This window comes from Aminobacter sp. SR38 (genome assembly GCF_014843375.1).
Classification (GTDB): domain Bacteria; phylum Pseudomonadota; class Alphaproteobacteria; order Rhizobiales; family Rhizobiaceae; genus Aminobacter; species Aminobacter ciceronei.
In genome coordinates this window covers 2,692,123-2,709,097 of sequence record NZ_CP062112.1, presented here as the reverse complement: position 1 = coordinate 2,709,097, position 16,975 = coordinate 2,692,123, and the positions used below count along the sequence as shown (strand labels likewise).

Sequence of the window (16,975 nt, the reverse complement as noted above, 5' to 3'; positions counted from 1 at the left end):
TTCAGCTCTCGCGGCCGAACATCGCCTGCAGCTTGGCATAGGCGATGCCGTCGCGGGCGAATTCGAACGTGCCCTGGCCCAGCATCTCGCGCGACGCCCGCTCCATCATGCCGAAGGCGTAGGCGGTCAGCTTGGAGCCGAGCGAGATGCGCTTGGCGCCGGCCTCGGCCAGCACCGCGACCGAGAAGCCCGGCACCGCCAGCACGTTGACCGGTTTCGTGACAGAGCTGCACAGCGTCCGGATCATTTCGATGTCGGATATCCCGGGCGCATAAAGCACGTCGGCCCCGGCCTTCTCGAAGGCCTGCAGCCGCTTGATCGTGTCATCGAGATCGGGGCGGTTCCAGAGGAAGTTTTCCGACCGCGCCGTCAGGACGAAGTCACCCTTCAGCGCCCGCGCAGCCTCGGCTGCCGCGGTGACGCGCTCGACGGCATGCGAAAAATCGTAGATCGGCCGGTCAGGCTCGCCGGTGTGGTCCTCGAGCGAGCAGCCGGCAAGGCCTGCTGCCTCGGCGGCAAAGACGGTTTCGCCTGAGCTTTCGGGGCTGTCGCCCTTGCCCTTCTCAAGGTCGGCCGAAACAGGCAGCCCGGTGGCGTGCGCCAGATCGCGGCAGTGGTGGATCATCTCCTCGAAGCCGACATCACCGTCGGGCCGCCCGCGCGAGAAGGCATAGCCGGCGCTGGTCGTCGCCAGCGCATCGAAACCGAAGGAAGCCAGAAGCTTTGATGTGCCGATGTCCCACGGATTGGGAATGATGAAGGCGCCCGGCGCCTCGTGAAGTTTCCGGAAGACCGCGCCCTTGTCCATGTCATCGCCCTCGATCCGAACCGACGGGCAATATTAGACCGGCGCGCCGAAGGGCTCAAACCCTGTTTCAGGCGATCGGGATCAGTCCTGCCAGTTTGCGCATGTCGTCGAACAGCACGGCGCCCGCCGCCTTGAGGCCATCGCAGTCGGAGTGCGGGTCGCGGTGATAGCCGAACACCCGCATGCCGGCGGCACGCCCGGCCTGGGCGCCGGCGACGCTGTCCTCGATGACGATACAGTCGGCTGGGGCAAAGCCCATCGTGCCAGCGGCGTGCAGGAACAGGTCTGGAAACGGCTTGCCGCGCTCGACCATGGTGGCCGAGAACAGCACGTCGTGGAAATAGGGCAGCAGCCCGGTCTGGCCGAGCGTCATATGCATCTTGTTGACCCGTGCCGACGACGCCACGCAATAGGCGATTCCGGCCGTCTGCACGGCGGTGACGAAGGTCTCGACGTGCGGGATCGCCTGGACGCCTGACGCAAACAGCTCCGGCAGCTCGCGGTACCAGCGCTCGACGAAATCGGGGCCGAGGCTGATGCCCGTCGCCTCGACCTCCTTCTGCACCGACACCAGGCTGCGGCCGACGAACTGGCGGCGGCAGTCCTCGTAGCTGACGGGATAACCCGCCTCTGTCAGCCAGGCCGCGAGCCGCTGGTTGGCCAGCGGCTCTGTGTCGACCAGCACGCCGTCGCAGTCGAAGATGACGAGATTCGGCTTGTTCACGCGGTGCCCGTGGAGCCGAAGCCGCCGGCGCCGCGCGACGTGTCGCCGGCAAGCGTGCGCTCCTCGACCCCGGCGCGGGTCACCGATGCGATGACGATCTGGGCGATGCGCATGCCGCGCTCGACATAGAAGTCCTCGTCGCCATGGTTGATCAACAGCACCTTGACCTCGCCGCGATAGTCGCTGTCGATTGTACCCGGCGTGTTGAGGCAGGTGATGCCGTGCTTGAAGGCAAGGCCGGACCGCGGGCGAATTTGACCTTCGAAACCTTCCGGTATTTCGAAGATCAGGCCGGTCGGCACCAAGGCGCGCTTGCCGGGCAGGATCAAAAGCGGCCGGTCATCCGGCACCGCGGCGCGCAGGTCCATGCCGGCGGCACCCGACGTTTCGTAGGACGGCAGGGGCAGCTCGCCCGAATGCGGCAAGCGGACGATCCCGATGACGGGGGCGGAAGAGGTTGCGGCGGTCATGGCGGCGATCCTATGGGACAGCGTCCAGAAGAGGTCAATTCACAAGAGGTCGCACTCAGCGAATTTCCACCGGCACGACAGTCGTTTCGCGGATCTCCTCCATGACGAAGGAGGCCGACACATCCGACAGCGGTACCTTGGCGATGAGGCGCTGGTAGAGACGGTCATACGCTTTCACATCGGCGACGCGGGCACGCAAGACATAGTCGAGATCACCCGACATGCGATAGACGCCGGTGATCTCGGGAAACGATGTCACGCCGGCGCGGAACCTGGCCAGCCATTCGGGGTCGTGGCTCGACGTCCGCACCAGGATGAACACGGAAAGGCCAAGGCCGAGCTTGTCGGCATCGACGAGCGCGACGCGGCCGGTGATGAAGCGCTCATCGTCGAGCCTTTTGACCCGGCGCCAGCAGGCATTGCGCGAGAGACCCACGCGCTCGGACAGGTGGTCGACCGAAAGCGTGCCGTCGCGCTGCAGTTCGGCGAGTATTCTTCGATCAATCGTATCGAGTTCTCCAGACATCTTGGGATAAATGTCCCAAAACTTGGTGAATGGCAAGGACAGATTGGGACCGATGAACCTCTCTCCCGTGCGACGATACTCATGTCAGCCAGGGAGGTTCTCATGTCCGCACGCATCGCAAAGCTGTTCACGGCTCACCCCGAGGCGGTCGACGAGAGCTATTTCGAGCACATGCGTTTTGCCGGCTGGTTCGCCGGTCAGCTGTTCCTGGCAGCGGGCGCGGCACTCATTCACGCTTTGTTACCCTTCCTGTTCGAATCTACTGCCAGCACGATCATCCGCCGGCTGTACGAGCGGACACACAATCGGGGACGTTGAAGCGCATGTGCCGGTGGGCCGCCTATATCGGTGAAGAGGTCTTCCTCGAAGACATCGTGACGGCGCCGTGCCATTCGCTGATCGCACAGAGCCATTGCGCGCAGGAGGCCAAGTCGCCGACCAATGGCGACGGTTTCGGGCTTGCCTGGTATGGTGAGCGGCCGGAGCCGGGCCTCTATCGCGACATCCTGCCGGCCTGGTCGGACCCCAATCTGAAAAGCCTGTGCCGGCAGATCAAGTCGGGCCTGTTTCTCGCCCATGTCCGGGCATCGACCGGCGGCGCCACCAGCCGCGCCAACTGCCACCCCTTCATTTCGGGACGCTGGAGCTTCATGCACAACGGCCAGATCTCGGGCTTCGAGAAGATCCGGCGCCGGCTCGAGGCCAGCATCAACGACGATCTCTACGAGCAGCGCCAGGGCACGACCGATTCCGAGCTGTTTTTCATGCTGATGCTGGAAGAGGGGCTCGACGCTGATCCACAGGGCGCGGTCACCCGTGCCACCGGCCGTGTGGTTGCTGCCGCACATGGCGCCGGCATTGATCCGCAGCTGAAGCTGACTGCCGCTTTCAGTGACGGCACAAGCCTGTTTGCCGTGCGCTTTGCCACCGACGGACATGCGCCGACGCTCTACACGCGCGACGGCGAAACCGGTCGCTGCATCGTCTCCGAACCCTTCGACCGCGAAGGACAGAGCTGGCAGGCGGTGCCGCCGTCGAGTTTCGTCGCCATGACGCCTGATGAAATGACCGTCCGCCCGTTCCAGCCGGCATTGGCGCAACTCGCACTGGCCGGCTGAAACCGGCGGCCTGCAGGCGACGTTTAGGCTGAACGCGATCGACGCCTACGCGCAGACGTGTCCAGACCAATGCGTCGGCACTTGCGCTTTGCCCTATGTCTGCGCGCCTGTCCCCCGTCTCAGTTTGACCGGCCGCTGTCCGATTTGTTCAAGATCGAAGCGGGCCGATGTGTATTTTCCAGGGACATCCGAAGGGATTTCTGCTGCGAGCCTTGGCTTGTTACCGCCGCGTTTGGCGAAGCCTCGAAGACAGCAGATCTCGCCAGTCAACTCACAGCGAGCTTGCACAATGCGCCCGACAACTGCATCTCCCTGCATCACGACCAAACGCGTCGTCGAGACACGCGACTTCTACATCAGGCATTTTGGCGCGCGAGCGGTGTTCGATTGCGGCTGGTTCGTCAGCCTTGAATTTGAGACAGGGCTTTCGCTGCAATTCATGGAGCCGCAGGGAGAACAACCCACATGCGACACGGCGGGCCTGACTTACAATCTCTGCGTCGACGACGTCGATGGCGAGCATCGCGCAATGACGGCCGTGGGGCTGGTGCCTGTCATGCCGATCGAGGACCATCCCTGGGGCGATCGCGGTTTTGCGATCCAGGACCCCAACGGCATCACGCTCTACATCTACTCCAACCGCGAACCATCCCACGAGTTCAGGCAGTTCTATGCGCCACGGATTGACCATGACCTGTGATCGCGTTCTAGCCTTCCTGGACGAGCTGCAGGATCAGCGGGCAGATCACTTCGCTATTGTGTCGCGGCTGCGCGAGATCGTGCTGCAGGCCGGTCCGTCCATCTCCGAGGAGGTCAAATACGGCGGCATCCTGTTTTCGGCGCGTACGCCGTTTTGCGGCGTCTTCTCATATGCCGGTCATGTTACGCTGGAACTCAGCCAAGGTGCGGCTTTGCCGGACACGCACGGCGTGCTTCTGGGGCATGGCAAACTGCGACGCCACATCAAGCTCTTCTCGGTGTCGGACATCGACGACCGGCATGTCACTCACTATGTCGTGCTGGCGCGCCAGACCGCAGACGCCTGAAAGGCGTTAGCCGCGCCGCCGTCAATGATGCGTCAGGGCGCGGTTCATCGGCTCCCAGTACATCTTCGCCCAGCCTTCATCGAGCGCTGCATGCGCCGAGCGTGGGTAACCGGCCTGGTCGAAGGTCAGTCTCGTGCCGGTGCCGTCGGCCTGCAGTTCGAAGCGCACGATCGAATAGGTGCCTTCGGGCCAGACGCGGGAGCGCCAAGCCTGGACGATGCGGCGGTTGGGCACCAGTTCGACATTGCGCGCCTCGATATCGCCGCCGAACATCGAGACTTCGCCGCCCTCATGGGGCGAGATATGGGCCGCCCGGCCACCCGTCATCGCCTGAAAGCGGGCGGAATCGAGCAGCAGTTCATAGATGTTTCTGGGTGAGCCCTTGAGATGCACTTCCTGGTGGATGGTCATGTCGACCTCCTGCAAAGGCGCGATGTGTCCCGCGCGTTGAGAATATTTTCCGCCCGTCCGGCAGTAACGTCAACGGCGGTTTGCGAAGACGAAAGTGCCGCCGTCGAGTGTCTCCTGACAGTGCCTTGGCAGGAGAGGGATTGTAGTTTCGAAGTCCGATTCGTATCTGCGCAACGAGCCCTTCGTCCGAATGGACGCCCAAGGGCCGGCGCGGGGGCGCCATGCAGGACGGAAACAGATGACGGAAGACCAGACGCTAGCCGCCCCGGCACTCAAGGAAATCTTCGATCGCGACCGCCTTCGCCACATTGCCACCGAGACGGCGTCCATCTCGGCTGCTTTCGATGCGGAAAAGTTCATGGCGTTGGCGACCGCCAATCTCGACGATCTCGGCATCATGCAGCGGCTGCGACAGACCGCGACCAGCCTGCACGGCGCCCTGCCGGGCAGCTTCGAGCGTGGCGTCGATGTGCTTTACGAGCTGGCGCCGCGCATCCAGCACAGCTTCGCCTCGATCGTTCTGTCGGAATATGTCGCGCTTTACGGCAAGGGCCATGTCGACCTGTCGATGCAGGCACTGCACTATTTCACCCGCTTTGGTTCGGCCGAATTCGCCATCCGGCATTTCCTGGCCATGGATTTCGATGGCACGCTGAAGGTGATGCGCCGCTGGGCACTCGACGACAACGAGCATGTGCGCCGCCTGGCCAGCGAGGGATCGCGCCCGCGGCTACCGTGGTCGTTCCAGCTCAAGCAGCTGATCAAGGATCCGTCGCCGACGGCACCCATCCTCGAGACGCTGCGCAGCGATCCCAGCCTCTATGTGCGCAAATCCGTAGCCAACCACCTCAACGACATTTCCAAGGACCATCCCGACCGGGTGATCGACCGCATCTCGGCATGGGACATGGACGACAGGAACACTGCCTGGATCGTCAAGCACGCGCTGCGGACGATGATCAAGAAGGGCGATCCCCGCGCACTTGGCGCGATCGGCACGACGGGCAAGCCGATGGTGCGTGTCGACACCTTCGCGGTCCAGCCGGCGGCGATCCTGCTCGGCGGCCGCATCACGCTCAAGGCCAACATCGCCTCGACCGCCGAGACGGCGCAGCAGCTGGTGGTCGACTATGCCGTGCACTACGTCAAGAAAAGCGGCGGCAGCTCGAAGAAAGTGTTCAAGCTCAAGGAGATCAACCTTGCGCCGGGCAGCCAGAAGGAACTCTCGATCAGCCAGGCGGTGCGCGACTTCACCACACGCAAGCACTATCCCGGCCATCACTTGATCGAGCTGATCGTCAATGGCGAGACGGTGGCCGAGGGCGGCTTCGAGCTGAAGGGGTAGAGGCCAGACGTTGACGTCGCACCTCCCCCCCATTTGAGGAGGGAGGACCTGAACATCCTGCATTGCTCCAATTCCTCGACAGGCACGGCCTCGGCTGTTAGAAGCCCGCCATCACAAGGAATCCCCGATGGCTGAAGACATCGAAAAGGCGGTGGCGCGCCGCCGTACGTTCGCGATCATCGCCCACCCTGACGCCGGCAAGACGACGCTGACCGAAAAGCTGCTGTTGTTCGGCGGCGCGATCCAGCTCGCCGGCGAGGTCAAGGCCAAGAAGGACAAGATCCAGACGCGCTCTGACTGGATGAAGATCGAGCGCGAGCGCGGCATTTCGGTCGTCACCTCCGTGATGACCTTCGAATATGGCGACAACGTCTTCAACCTGCTCGACACGCCCGGCCACGAGGACTTCGCCGACGATACCTATAGAACGTTGTCTGCGGTCGACAGTGCTGTCATGGTCATCGACGCGGCCAAGGGTATCGAGCCGCGCACGCTGAAGCTGTTCGAGGTCTGCCGCCTGCGCGACATCCCGATCATCACCTTCGTCAACAAGATGGACCGCGAGGCGCGCAACACCTTCGAGATTCTCGACGAGATCGAAGAGAAGCTGGCGCTCGACACCGCCCCGATCACCTGGCCGATCGGTCAGGGCAAGACCTTCTCCGGCACCTATCACCTCGCCCAGAACGCGGTGCGCCGTGGCGACGCCGAGGCTGAGCGCACGCCGGTGCATGGTCCCGATTCCAACCGCGCCGCCGGCCTGTTGCCGGACAATGAGCGCCCGGCGTTTATCGAGGAACTGGAGCTTGCCCGCGAGGCCTGCCGCCCGTTCGACCTGCAGGCGTTCCGCGAAGGCCATCTGACGCCGGTCTATTTCGGTTCGGCCCTGCGCAATTTCGGCGTCCGCGACCTGATTGAGGCGCTTGGCGACTTCGGCCCCGCGCCTCGGGCTCAGGAGGCCGACACGCGCAAGGTCGAGGCGACGGAAGAGAAGATGACGTCCTTCGTCTTCAAGATCCAGGCCAATATGGACCCGAACCACCGCGACCGTATCGCCTTCGTGCGTGTCTGCTCCGGCGAGCTCAAGCGCGGCATGAAGGCCAAGCTGGTCCGTACCGGCAAGCAGATGAGCCTGTCAGCGCCGCAGTTCTTCTTCGCCCGTTCGCGCATCACCGCCGACGAGGCTTATGCCGGCGACGTCGTCGGCATCCCAAACCACGGCACGTTGCGCATCGGCGACACGCTGACCGAGGGCGAGGACATCCTGTTCCGCGGCGTTCCCAACTTTGCGCCCGAAATCCTGCGCCGCGTCCGCCTCGGCGATGCGATGAAGGCCAAGAAGCTGAAGGAAGCGCTGCACCAGATGGCCGAGGAAGGCGTCGTCCAGCTGTTCCAGCCCGAGGACGGCTCGCCTGCCATCGTCGGCGTCGTCGGTGCGCTGCAGATCGACGTGCTCAAGGAGCGCCTGTCGGTGGAATATACCCTGCCCGTCGATTTCGAGATGGCGCGCTTCTCTGTCTGCCGCTGGATTGATGCCGACGACAAGGCCGACCTGCACCGCTTCATCGAAAGCCATCGCGGCGACATCGCGCGCGATCTCGATAACGACCCGGTGTTCCTCGCTCAGCACGAATTCTCGCTCAATTACGAGGCCGAGCGCTGGAAGATGATCCGCTTCGCCGCGATCAAGGACTATCAGGTCCGCGACAAGGTCGCCTGAACAAGGGTGCCAGGGGCGGATTTGCCGCCCTGCATCTCGTTTCGTCATTCCGTCATGTAAATCGCCTAATGGCATCGCAGTGCCGCCGCCTGCCCGTGGTCCAAGCCATGGGGCGTGACAGGTCAGCACTGGAGATGTTCAATGCGCCGAGCTTGCTGAAAAGGGCCGGCGCCGCCAGGGCGGGGGCACTAGAGCGCCGTGCGTCCGGGTGGACGCACAAAGGACGCTCCAAGGCTTAAAGTGGCGCATCGTGCTTTCCGAAAATCGAGAGCGATTTTCGGGCCGATGCGCGGACATGGAGGAAATGACGTCGCATGATGGTTTCAGCATTGATCGAGCGTGAACTGACCCGCGTTGGCTCTCCTGTCCGCTACGGCGTCTTCGTCGCCGTCGTCGGACCCAGCGGTGCCGGCAAGGACACGCTGATTGCCTATGTCCGAGAGCGCCTGACCGACGACGACCATGTCGAGTTCGCCCGCCGCGTCATCACCCGCCACAGCGACGGCGCGACCGAGGATCACGACACGCTGGCCGACGCCGCCTTCATCGAGGCTGACGCATCGGGCGCCTTTGCGCTGTCCTGGGAGGCGCATGGTTTGCGCTACGGCATTCCAGCTTCCGTCGACGATGCCATTTCGGTCGGCCACGTCGTCGTTGCCAACACCTCGCGCGGGGTCATCCCGGCGCTACGCCAGCGCTACGCCAATGTCGCCGTGGTCGAAATCACCGCAGCACCCGAAATCCTGGCCACCCGGCTTGCCGCGCGCGGCCGTGAATCGCGCGGCGAGGTGCTGGCGAGACTGGCGCGTACCGCTCCGCATGATCTCAGTGGTCCCGGCCATGTGGTGATCGACAACAGCGGCCCGGCTGAAATCGCCGGCGAACGCTTCCTTGCCGTGTTGCGCAAGGCCGTCGCCTTCTCCGACGTATCCGGCATGATATAGGTAAGTAAAGACTTACGTATTTCGCGGATCGATCCGCAGCATGTGGTTGTCCCAGACATGCTCGGGATCGTCGGTCTTTTTGCCGTCGGGATCGACGACAAGGCCGGCGCCCGTGGTGGCGAGGAAACCATCGCGGTCCGGCGCCAACCCGCAAACCTCGACCAGATCGGCATTGGCCACGACCTTGCCCGTCTTGGCCTCGATCATTGCCCAGGCGTTGCCTTGCGGCGAAGAGACGGCGATCAGCCCGGCGTCGCGATTGGCCGCGACCGAGCCGATATAGTTGCGGAAACCGCCGAGGATGTCCTCGGGCATGTCAAGCATTTCCAGCTCCTTGCCGCGCGCGGCTCGGCCGATCAACAGTGGCTTTTCCGTTGCCGGCCCCTCGTGCTGGCAGCCGAACCAGACGGTGCCGTGGGCGTCGATGTCCATATGCCGGATCGACAGTTGGTGAAGCTTTTCCGGCAGTTCGTGTTTCTCGATCAGATCGCCCGAGACGCGGTCGACAAGCACGAAGGACGGCTTCATGGTCGGAATGTTGAGCTTGGCGCGGCCGAAATCCGGATGGGTCTCGATGCCGCCATTGCAGATGGCGAGCGTGCGCCCGTCGCCAAGCAGGATCAGCTCATGCGGGCCGACGCCATGGGTCGGGAATTCGCTGAGGCGGCGGAAGCCGTCGCGCGCGTCATAAACGCCGACCATGCCGGCGGCGTTGTCGAAGTCGTTTTCGGTGACGTAGAGCAGCGCGCCATCGGGCGAGAATACGCCATGGCCGTAATAGTGGCGGCCGGCGATGCTCGGGATGGTCAGCGGCGCGACTTTGCCGGTGTGGTCGAACACCAGCATGAAGGTGCCGGGCTGGCGCGCAAACACCGCCGACTTGCGCGAGACGGGATCGAATGTCACGTCGTGTCCGCGCTCTGGCAGGGTGACGCTGTGCAGGATCTTGCCGGCCTCCGACAGGATCGCCACGCCATACTCGCCGGTCCTGGCCTGGTAAGCTGTGGCGAACATTGCGTCGGTCTCGAGTGCCAGTGCGCGCCTGGCGGGGCAGAGCGAAAGCACGAAGCCTGCTCCAGCTGCCTTGAGGAAATCGCGGCGGTCGAACAGCGGTGTGCGCATTGTCCTGGCTCCTCAGTCGCCGTCGAGCGACGAGAAACCGGCAGTCAGTCCGAGGGCCCCGGAAAGCCTGGTGCCGAACTGCTCCGACAGGCTCGACGTCACCAGCGCGAAATAGCCGAGCTTCTCGCGTTTGGCGGGGTCGGCAAGGGCCGCATCGATCGGGCCGGTGACCGCAGCCGCCGCTGCCTGCGCATTGGTGAATTCGAAGCCGATCGACTCGGCAACCCAACGCTCGTCGGTCGGCACCAGCTCGCCGAATTTCGAAGCGGCGAAAAGCGCTTCCATGCCCGCGATGTTGCCGGCAAGCGAGGCGCCCGTGCCTTGAGAGCGCCAATAAAGCGCCTGCTTCGGCTTGTCGGACGCGGCATTCTTGCCGAAAAAGCCATTGAGGCGCACGTCGCGCACCAGCTCGAGCCCGTTGACATAGACTTCGAGCAGTTCGGTCAGCGCTTCGGTGTCGTCGCGGTAGAGCGGATTGGCAGCACCCGGGTTCTTCCACTGGCTGGCAAAACCCTTGTCGTCGCGCCATGCGGCGTCGACCTCGGCGGCAATGGCCCCGATGTTGCCTGATATCGCCTGGCCATAGGCGCAGCGATAGGCGGCCGAGGTGCCGGAAAGCTCATCGGCGGCGGTGCCGAACAGCACGAATTCCAACGCGCCGAGCCCCTGCATGGCAACGCTCTTCTGGCCGAGCGTGGCTGCGTCGGTGGCGGTGGCATCCTTGTCGGCAAGGGCCGACTGCACCTGCTTCAGCCCGGTTCCCTTGCGGTCTGGCCAGAACAGCAGGCGCTCCAGCCGGTTCTGCTCGGTGATTGGTCCGAAGCGGATGATCTCGATCTCCGACCAGGTCGCCGTGGTTCTGGCGAATGCCGCGCGCGCTGCAGCAAGCGTATCGGAAGACGGTTTTGCACAAAGCGTAACCATAGACTTACTGAGATCGGCAGTCGTGCCGACCAGCCGGCCATAGGCCGGGCGGATGAAACCGTCGATGGCGTCAGTGATCACCTTGGCCGACGCCTCGCTGGCGTAAGCGGCGGTCGACGGCACGAACAGGCAAAAAGCGAGGACAGCAGCCAGGGGACGTCCAGCCATCACAGCGACTCCAGGAACTTGATCAACGCATCGCGGTCCTGCGGCGGCAGCGCGGCAAAGTGGTCTCGTGACTTCTGGCCTTCGCCACCATGCCAAAGGATCGCCTCGGCCAGATTGCGGGCCCGACCATCGTGCAGGAAGAAGGTATGGCCGTTGACCGTCTTGGTCAGGCCGATGCCCCACAGCGGCGGCGTGCGCCATTCGTTACCGCTGGCGTCGCCGACCTGCTGGCCGTCGCCGAGTTCGTCGCCCATGTCGTGCAGCAGGAAGTCGGAATAGGGCCAGATCAGCTGGAATTTCTGCGCCTTGTTGGGCGCATCGCGGCGCGTGACGAATTTCGGCATGTGGCAGGACGCGCAGCCGGCCTCGTAGAACATCTGCTTGCCGCGCAGCACTTGGCGGTCGTCGATGTCGCGCCGAGCCGGGACGGCCAGGTTCTGCGAATAGAAGGTGACCAGATCCATGATCGGGTCGGGGGCTTCGCTGCTGCCGAGCCGCTCCTGCACGCCATTGGGCTTCTCGAGACACGCCGTCTGGGCGTCGGTGCAGTCGCCCCAGTGCCTGGGCACGTCGGGCGTCGAGATGCCGATGTCGCCGGCAAAGGCATCGGCCGATTGCTGGCGGATCGACGGCGCCGACGCCTTCCAGCCGAAGCGGCCGAGCGTCAGCTCGCCTGATTTGTGGTCGCGCACGATGGAGGCCTTGCCCGAAATGCCGTCGCCGTCCTTGTCGTCGGGATCGGCATTGGCAAGGATGTCGGCGGGATGGATCTGCTCGACGAGGCCCAGGCCGATCATCGGCGGCGTGATGCGTGGCGACAATGTCGTCTTCGGGTCCATCGCACCATAACCGAGGTCGGTCACCGAATAGATCGGCCAGCGCAGCGTCGTCATGGTGTCGGAAAGCTGGACCGGAAACTGCTGGTAGGAAATCACCATCCGGCCTTCGCTCTTGAGGCCGGGCACGGCAAGATCCTGGAACTGGCCGCCATAGGTGGGATCGGGGAAGTTCAGCACCTTGCGCTCGACGATCGCGGTTTTTTCTTCCGCCGTTTCGGCCGTGCGGGCGAGCCTCAGGAACATCGAGGTGGCGTCGGAATTGCCTTCCGGCGGATGGCCGCGGCCGTCCTTGACGTGGCAGCTCTGGCAGGCGCGGGCGTTGAACAGCGGCCCCAGCCCGTCGGAGGCCTGGGTCGACGACGGCGACGACACCCATAGCTTGCGGAACATGCCGTTGCCGAGCTTGAAGGTGCCTTCTTCCTCGAAGGTGATGTTGGCCGAGGATTGCGAGAACGCATCCTGGTTGACGCGCTTTTCCGAAGTACCGGCTCCGCCCTGCATGCGCTCGAACTGTTCGGGTTTGCTGAAGTCGGTGGTCGGCCGGACGATCTTGTCGACGCGCGCCTTGTCCTTGGGCGTCAGGTCGGTGCGCTCGGTGGTCAGGCCGGCGGGAACCGCTTCGCCTGAAATCACCACCGTTGCCGGCAGGGCCGCTATCAGGCCAGCCAACAGCAGGAGGCGAAGCGCTGTCGCGCTCCGCTGTCGTTTTATCTTGTCGTCGGGAAACTTGCCGGTACGTGCGCGGCGCGTGGTCAGAAAAGTGCGCCGCATTCCGGCATGTCCTATTCGGCCTTGTCAGCTGGCTCGGCGTTGAGCTGGCCGTACTTCTCGTCGCCGATCTCGGCGAGCAACTGCAACTGCGTCTCGAGGAAGTCGATGTGACCTTCCTCATCGGCGAGCAGTTCCTCGAAGAGCTTCATCGATACGTAGTCGCCATGCTGCGAGCAGATATCCCTGGATTTCTTGTAGGAAGTGCGGGCGTCATACTCTCCGGCGAGATCGCTCTCGAGCACTTCCTTGAGGTTCTGGCCGATACGCAGCGGCGAGATGGACTGCAGGTTGGGATGACCTTCGAGGAAGATGATGCGCGCGATCAGCTTGTCGGCGTGGTGCATCTCCTCGATCGATTCCTCACGCTCCTTCTTGGCGAGCTTGCCGTAACCCCAGTCTTCAAGCAGGCGGTAATGCACCCAATACTGGTTGACGGCGCCGAGCTCGAGGAAAAGCGCCTCGTTAAGCCGCTCGATGACCTGTTTTTCGCCCTTCATTTGCCTTGCTCCCAAATTGAACGCGCAACTCTCTGACGCGGTCCAGGTGTGAAACGACATCCACCTCGCCCGATTCCGAACGAGCATGATAAGCTTCGGTGATCCGAATTATCGTTTCGACCACATTTGGGAAGCAGCCGCAACAACGTCCGCGCTTCTGCAGCGTATGATAGACCTTCGCGGGCACGATCAGTGTCCACGGGTCCCGATCCAAAAGCTCGACGATTGTGTCTTCGATCTCCTTTTGGGTAATCAGATTGCAATGGCAGATAAGCATGGTTTCGAACGACCGTGGCTGACGGCGCGCTCCCTTTGGCGCGCCGTTTGGCTAGAGAAATTTAGGCGCGGCAAGCCCTCACTGGAAGACCTTGTCAGGCGAATCGAGGCTGTCCGAACCCTCGAATGCGATGGCGTCGAGCTTGAGCGCGGCAACCGCACGCTCGATCGACTTGGTCTGGTCGACCAGCGCGTCGATGGCCGCCTGCACCGTGGCGTTGCCTTCGGTGTTGCTTTCGCCGATCTGCTGGTCATAGGCCTCGCCGCCGACGGCGCGGGCCTGGATCGCTTCCATCTTGGCGACCGTGGTGTCGAGCTTGCCGCTGAGCTCGGTATCGAGCCCTGCGTCCGCTTCCTTGACCATGTCGGAGACCGACGGGCCCTCGACGGTCGAGCCGTCGATCCGCTTGTAGCTGCCGTGATAGGCGTTGCGGATGCCGACGGCGTCATAGAGATGCGAGATATGGGTGTTGTCGGAGAAGCAGTCATGCTCCTCTTCCGGATCGTGGAGCAAAAGGCCGAGCTTCATGCGTTCGCCGGCCAATTCGCCGTAGGACAACGAGCCCATGCCGGTCAGGATGGTCGAAATGCCAGCCTTGGCGTCGCCGTCGAGAAGCGCCTTGCGGGCCGCGCCGTCGGCCTTCCAGTTGCTGACCATCTCCTCGAGATCGGCGACGAGCAGGTCGGAAGCGGCGTTCAGATACTGGCCGCGGCGGTCGCAATTGCCGCCGGTGCAATTGGCGGTGTCATAGTCGGTGTAGGGACGGTTGCCGGCGCCTGCTCCGGTGCCGTTCAAATCCTGGCCCCAGAGCAGGAACTCGATGGCATGATAGCCGCTGGCGACGTTGGCCTCGATGCCACCGGCTTCCTGCAGCGTGCCGGCCAGCAACTCGGGCGTGATCTTGGAGGCATCGACCTTCTGGCCGTTGATCTCGATCGACGGGTTGGCGATGACGTTGGCGGTGTAGAGCGAGTTCTCGTCGGACTCGGTGCCATAGCCCTTGTCGACATAGTCGATCAGGCCTTCATCCAGCGGCCATGCGTTGACGCGGCCTTCCCAGTCGTCGACGATCGCGTTGCCGAAGCGGTAGACTTCCGTCTGCTGGTAGGGGATGCGGGCAGCCTTCCAGGCTTCGCGCGCTGCCTTCAGCGTCTCGTCCGACGGCTTGGCGATCAGCGCTTCGATGGCTGTGTCGAGTGCCTTGGCTGATGTCAGCGAGTCTTCGTATTTGGCAAGCGCAATGTCGGAATAGGTGGTGAGAACGGCCTTGGCGTCGGTTGCGGCCTTGGCCGGCAGCACGAAGATCGCGGCGGTCAGCGCGGTCGTCGCGGCAATGGCGGCGAGCCTGCCGTAGTGACGGTTGCGCGAGATGGATGCAGGCATGGTCTCTCCTCAGTGAACCAGTTGGCGCCGGCAAGCGCCTGGAAATCGTGTGCCGTCAGCATTTCTTGCTGGATCGGCGGCATGGCATCGAAAGAAAGCTCAGGGGCGATCCGGCCTCGGATATGCGCGTGGTTCGAGGCCCTGATAGGGCGCAGCGCGACCAAGCTGCAAACAGCCGCGCCATGGCGCGGTTCGACGAAGGCAGGCACCCAGATAGCTCCAATCGAAAGGGTTAAAGGCCCAGACATCAAAGACAGGCGCTGTAAAGCACGACTTCATAAAAGCCGAGCGCCATCAAAAGTCAACGCAATTTCGGCTAAAAGCGTAGCGGTATCAATAGTTTGGAATGATTCTAAACTGTTTCTGTCCAGTTTTTTGCAGAGCTTCTTGAGGCCAAGCCGTTGATTTGTCGAGACATGGCGCGGGACCTGCCGAGCAGCACCCGGCACCCGCTGCGACATCAGGTAGCGCCACGACGCGGGATGATCAGGGGGCCACGCCTGGCACTATCTGGCCCGCCTGTACGATATGAAATCCTGCCTGTCGGCCATGAAATCACGTCATGACCCCTTGCGGCGGGAGCCCCTAGCGGTCATTTCGGTAGAGGTTTCCGGTGTTGCAGAGGCGAGCATGAAGAACGGTGTGGTGATTGTCGGGGCCGGCCATGCCGGCGTGCAGGCTGCAGCCAGCCTTCGCGAGGAGGGCTACGATGGGCCGGTCATTCTGCTCGGCGACGAGAAGGAGCTGCCCTACCACAAGCCGCCGCTGTCCAAGACCTTCATCAAGGATGCTGCCGCCCAACCGCAGCCCTTGCGCGGCGAGGTGTTTTACACCGGCCACACCATCGACTTCCGGCCCGGAACCCTGGTCGAACGCATCGATGCCGCGGCGCGCCGGCTCGAACTCGCCGGCGGCGGTGACCTTGCCTATGACCAGTTGATCCTTGCCACGGGTTCGCGCCCGCGCTTGCTGCCGCTGCCGGGGGCCCATCTTGCAGGCGTGCTGTCGCTTCGCTCTGTGGCCGATGCCCGGCTGATCCGCGAGCAGAGCGCTGCCTGCGAGGAAGTCGTCGTCATCGGCGGCGGCTTCATCGGCCTGGAGATCGCCGCCACGCTCGCCGCCGGCGGCCGCAAGGTGACGGTGATCGAGGCGCTCGACCGCCTGCTCGGCCGCGCCGTGGCACCCCTGATCGCCGAACATGTGCGCCAGCGCCTGACGGCATCGGGTGTCCGCATCCTGCTCAAGACCACCATCGAGCGCATCGAAGGTGAGGACGGCCATGTCGCGAGCGTGCTGACCTCTTCCGGCGAGCATCTGCCAGCGAAGATGGTGATAACAGGCATCGGCGTCGTGCCCAATGTCGAACTGGCCGAGACGGCGGGGCTGGCGATCGCCAACGGCATCCGCATCGACACGGCCATGCGCAGCTCGGTCGAGAACATTCTCGCCATCGGCGACAACGCCAGCTACCGCCACTGGCAGACCGGCAGCGACGTGCGCCTGGAATCGGTGCAGAACGCCACTGACCAGGCCAAGCTCGCCGCCCGCACGGTTCTTGGCCATCCCGGTGACTACGTCGCCGTACCGTGGTTCTGGTCCGACATTGGCGACATGAAGTTGCAGATGGTTGGCCTGACCGCCGGCAGCGACCGCCAGATCCTGTCGGGCGATCCGGCCGAGAACCGCTTCTCGGTGTTCCATTTCATCGGCGACCGCCTTGTCGCCATCGAATCTGTCAATCGTCCCGCCGACCACATGCTCGGCCGCAAGATGCTCGGCCTCGGCTTCTCGCCGACGACGGAGCAGGTGGCGGGTGGGGCCGAGGCGCTCAAGGCTGCACTGGCGGCGCTGCCGGCGGGGTAATCGCTCGAGAACCCCGCTG

Annotated in this window: 19 protein-coding genes; 8 read left to right on the top strand and 11 right to left on the bottom strand. The window is 63.6% G+C overall.

What is annotated here, in order from left to right:
- Position 1: 1 nt before the first annotated feature.
- The 4 genes from IG197_RS13285 to IG197_RS13270 form a co-directional block, all read right to left on the bottom strand.
- Positions 2–808, bottom strand: coding sequence for an isocitrate lyase/phosphoenolpyruvate mutase family protein (locus IG197_RS13285; RefSeq protein ID WP_192319389.1), 807 nt, complete (start codon positions 806–808; stop codon positions 2–4).
- A gap of 67 nt (positions 809–875) precedes the next feature.
- Positions 876–1,532 (bottom strand): HAD family phosphatase, encoded by a 657-nt coding sequence (locus IG197_RS13280; RefSeq protein WP_192319387.1) that lies wholly within the window; start codon positions 1,530–1,532, stop codon positions 876–878.
- On the bottom strand, positions 1,529–2,002 hold the full coding sequence (gene dut / locus IG197_RS13275; RefSeq protein ID WP_192319385.1) for a dUTP diphosphatase: 474 nt from the start codon (positions 2,000–2,002) through the stop codon (positions 1,529–1,531). The genes IG197_RS13280 and dut overlap by 4 nt, the downstream gene beginning before the upstream one ends.
- A gap of 55 nt (positions 2,003–2,057) precedes the next feature.
- Positions 2,058–2,528: an Lrp/AsnC family transcriptional regulator gene (locus tag IG197_RS13270; protein WP_192319383.1), complete on the bottom strand. Its 471-nt coding sequence runs from the start codon at positions 2,526–2,528 to the stop codon at positions 2,058–2,060.
- A 102-nt stretch (positions 2,529–2,630) separates the two neighbouring features.
- Here IG197_RS13270 and IG197_RS13265 point away from each other — a divergent pair, with 102 nt between their 5' ends.
- The 4 genes from IG197_RS13265 to IG197_RS13250 all read left to right on the top strand — a co-directional run bounded on the left by IG197_RS13265 (position 2,631) and on the right by IG197_RS13250 (position 4,692).
- Positions 2,631–2,846, top strand: a complete 216-nt coding sequence (locus IG197_RS13265; RefSeq protein WP_067965826.1) for a DUF6356 family protein — start codon at positions 2,631–2,633, stop codon at positions 2,844–2,846.
- A 5-nt stretch (positions 2,847–2,851) separates the two neighbouring features.
- Entirely contained in the window at positions 2,852–3,646 is a 795-nt protein-coding gene (locus tag IG197_RS13260; RefSeq protein WP_067955337.1) for a class II glutamine amidotransferase, read from the top strand.
- A 289-nt stretch (positions 3,647–3,935) separates the two neighbouring features.
- Positions 3,936–4,346: a VOC family protein gene (locus IG197_RS13255; RefSeq protein ID WP_192319381.1), complete on the top strand. Its 411-nt coding sequence runs from the start codon at positions 3,936–3,938 to the stop codon at positions 4,344–4,346.
- Positions 4,336–4,692: a DUF1801 domain-containing protein gene (locus IG197_RS13250; protein ID WP_192319379.1), complete on the top strand. Its 357-nt coding sequence runs from the start codon at positions 4,336–4,338 to the stop codon at positions 4,690–4,692. Before IG197_RS13255 ends, IG197_RS13250 begins: the two co-directional genes overlap by 11 nt.
- Positions 4,693–4,713: 21 nt before the next feature.
- Here IG197_RS13250 and IG197_RS13245 read toward each other — a convergent pair whose 3' ends face one another.
- Complete coding sequence (locus IG197_RS13245) at positions 4,714–5,103, bottom strand: SRPBCC domain-containing protein (RefSeq protein ID WP_067955332.1); 390 nt, start codon at positions 5,101–5,103, stop codon at positions 4,714–4,716.
- Between the two features lie 238 nt (positions 5,104–5,341).
- Between IG197_RS13245 and IG197_RS13240 the strand changes: the two genes are divergently transcribed.
- The 3 genes from IG197_RS13240 (at position 5,342) to phnN (ending at position 9,112) form a co-directional block, all read left to right on the top strand.
- A complete protein-coding gene (locus tag IG197_RS13240) occupies positions 5,342–6,448 on the top strand; it encodes a DNA alkylation repair protein (protein ID WP_067955330.1) in 1,107 nt (368 codons plus the stop codon).
- Positions 6,449–6,575: 127 nt separating this feature from the next.
- A complete protein-coding gene (locus tag IG197_RS13235) occupies positions 6,576–8,168 on the top strand; it encodes a peptide chain release factor 3 (protein WP_067955329.1) in 1,593 nt (530 codons plus the stop codon).
- Between the two features lie 314 nt (positions 8,169–8,482).
- A complete protein-coding gene (gene phnN / locus IG197_RS13230; protein ID WP_067955327.1) occupies positions 8,483–9,112 on the top strand; it encodes a phosphonate metabolism protein/1,5-bisphosphokinase (PRPP-forming) PhnN in 630 nt (209 codons plus the stop codon).
- A 12-nt stretch (positions 9,113–9,124) separates the two neighbouring features.
- Here the strand turns inward: phnN and IG197_RS13225 are convergent, their stop codons facing one another.
- From IG197_RS13225 to IG197_RS13200, 6 genes are all read right to left on the bottom strand, one after another.
- Complete coding sequence (locus IG197_RS13225; protein ID WP_192319377.1) at positions 9,125–10,234, bottom strand: DUF1513 domain-containing protein; 1,110 nt, start codon at positions 10,232–10,234, stop codon at positions 9,125–9,127.
- A gap of 12 nt (positions 10,235–10,246) precedes the next feature.
- Positions 10,247–11,326 carry an imelysin family protein gene (locus tag IG197_RS13220; protein ID WP_192319375.1) on the bottom strand — a complete coding sequence of 360 codons (1,080 nt, stop codon included), beginning with the start codon at positions 11,324–11,326 and terminating at the stop codon, positions 10,247–10,249.
- The gene (locus IG197_RS13215; protein ID WP_192319373.1) at positions 11,326–12,936 is read right to left on the bottom strand and encodes a di-heme oxidoredictase family protein; all 1,611 of its coding nucleotides are present in this window, start codon (positions 12,934–12,936) and stop codon (positions 11,326–11,328) included. The genes IG197_RS13220 and IG197_RS13215 overlap by 1 nt, the downstream gene beginning before the upstream one ends.
- Before the next feature lie 11 nt (positions 12,937–12,947).
- On the bottom strand, positions 12,948–13,433 hold the full coding sequence (gene bfr, locus IG197_RS13210; RefSeq protein WP_154385891.1) for a bacterioferritin: 486 nt from the start codon (positions 13,431–13,433) through the stop codon (positions 12,948–12,950).
- Positions 13,399–13,710, bottom strand: a complete 312-nt coding sequence (locus IG197_RS13205; protein ID WP_083948303.1) for a (2Fe-2S)-binding protein — start codon at positions 13,708–13,710, stop codon at positions 13,399–13,401. The genes bfr and IG197_RS13205 overlap by 35 nt, the downstream gene beginning before the upstream one ends.
- A gap of 78 nt (positions 13,711–13,788) precedes the next feature.
- Entirely contained in the window at positions 13,789–15,093 is a 1,305-nt protein-coding gene (locus IG197_RS13200; protein ID WP_192319371.1) for an imelysin family protein, read from the bottom strand.
- 630 nt (positions 15,094–15,723) lie between these two features.
- Here IG197_RS13200 and IG197_RS13195 point away from each other — a divergent pair.
- Complete coding sequence (locus tag IG197_RS13195; protein ID WP_067955317.1) at positions 15,724–16,956, top strand: NAD(P)/FAD-dependent oxidoreductase; 1,233 nt, start codon at positions 15,724–15,726, stop codon at positions 16,954–16,956.
- Positions 16,957–16,975: the final 19 nt, after the last annotated feature.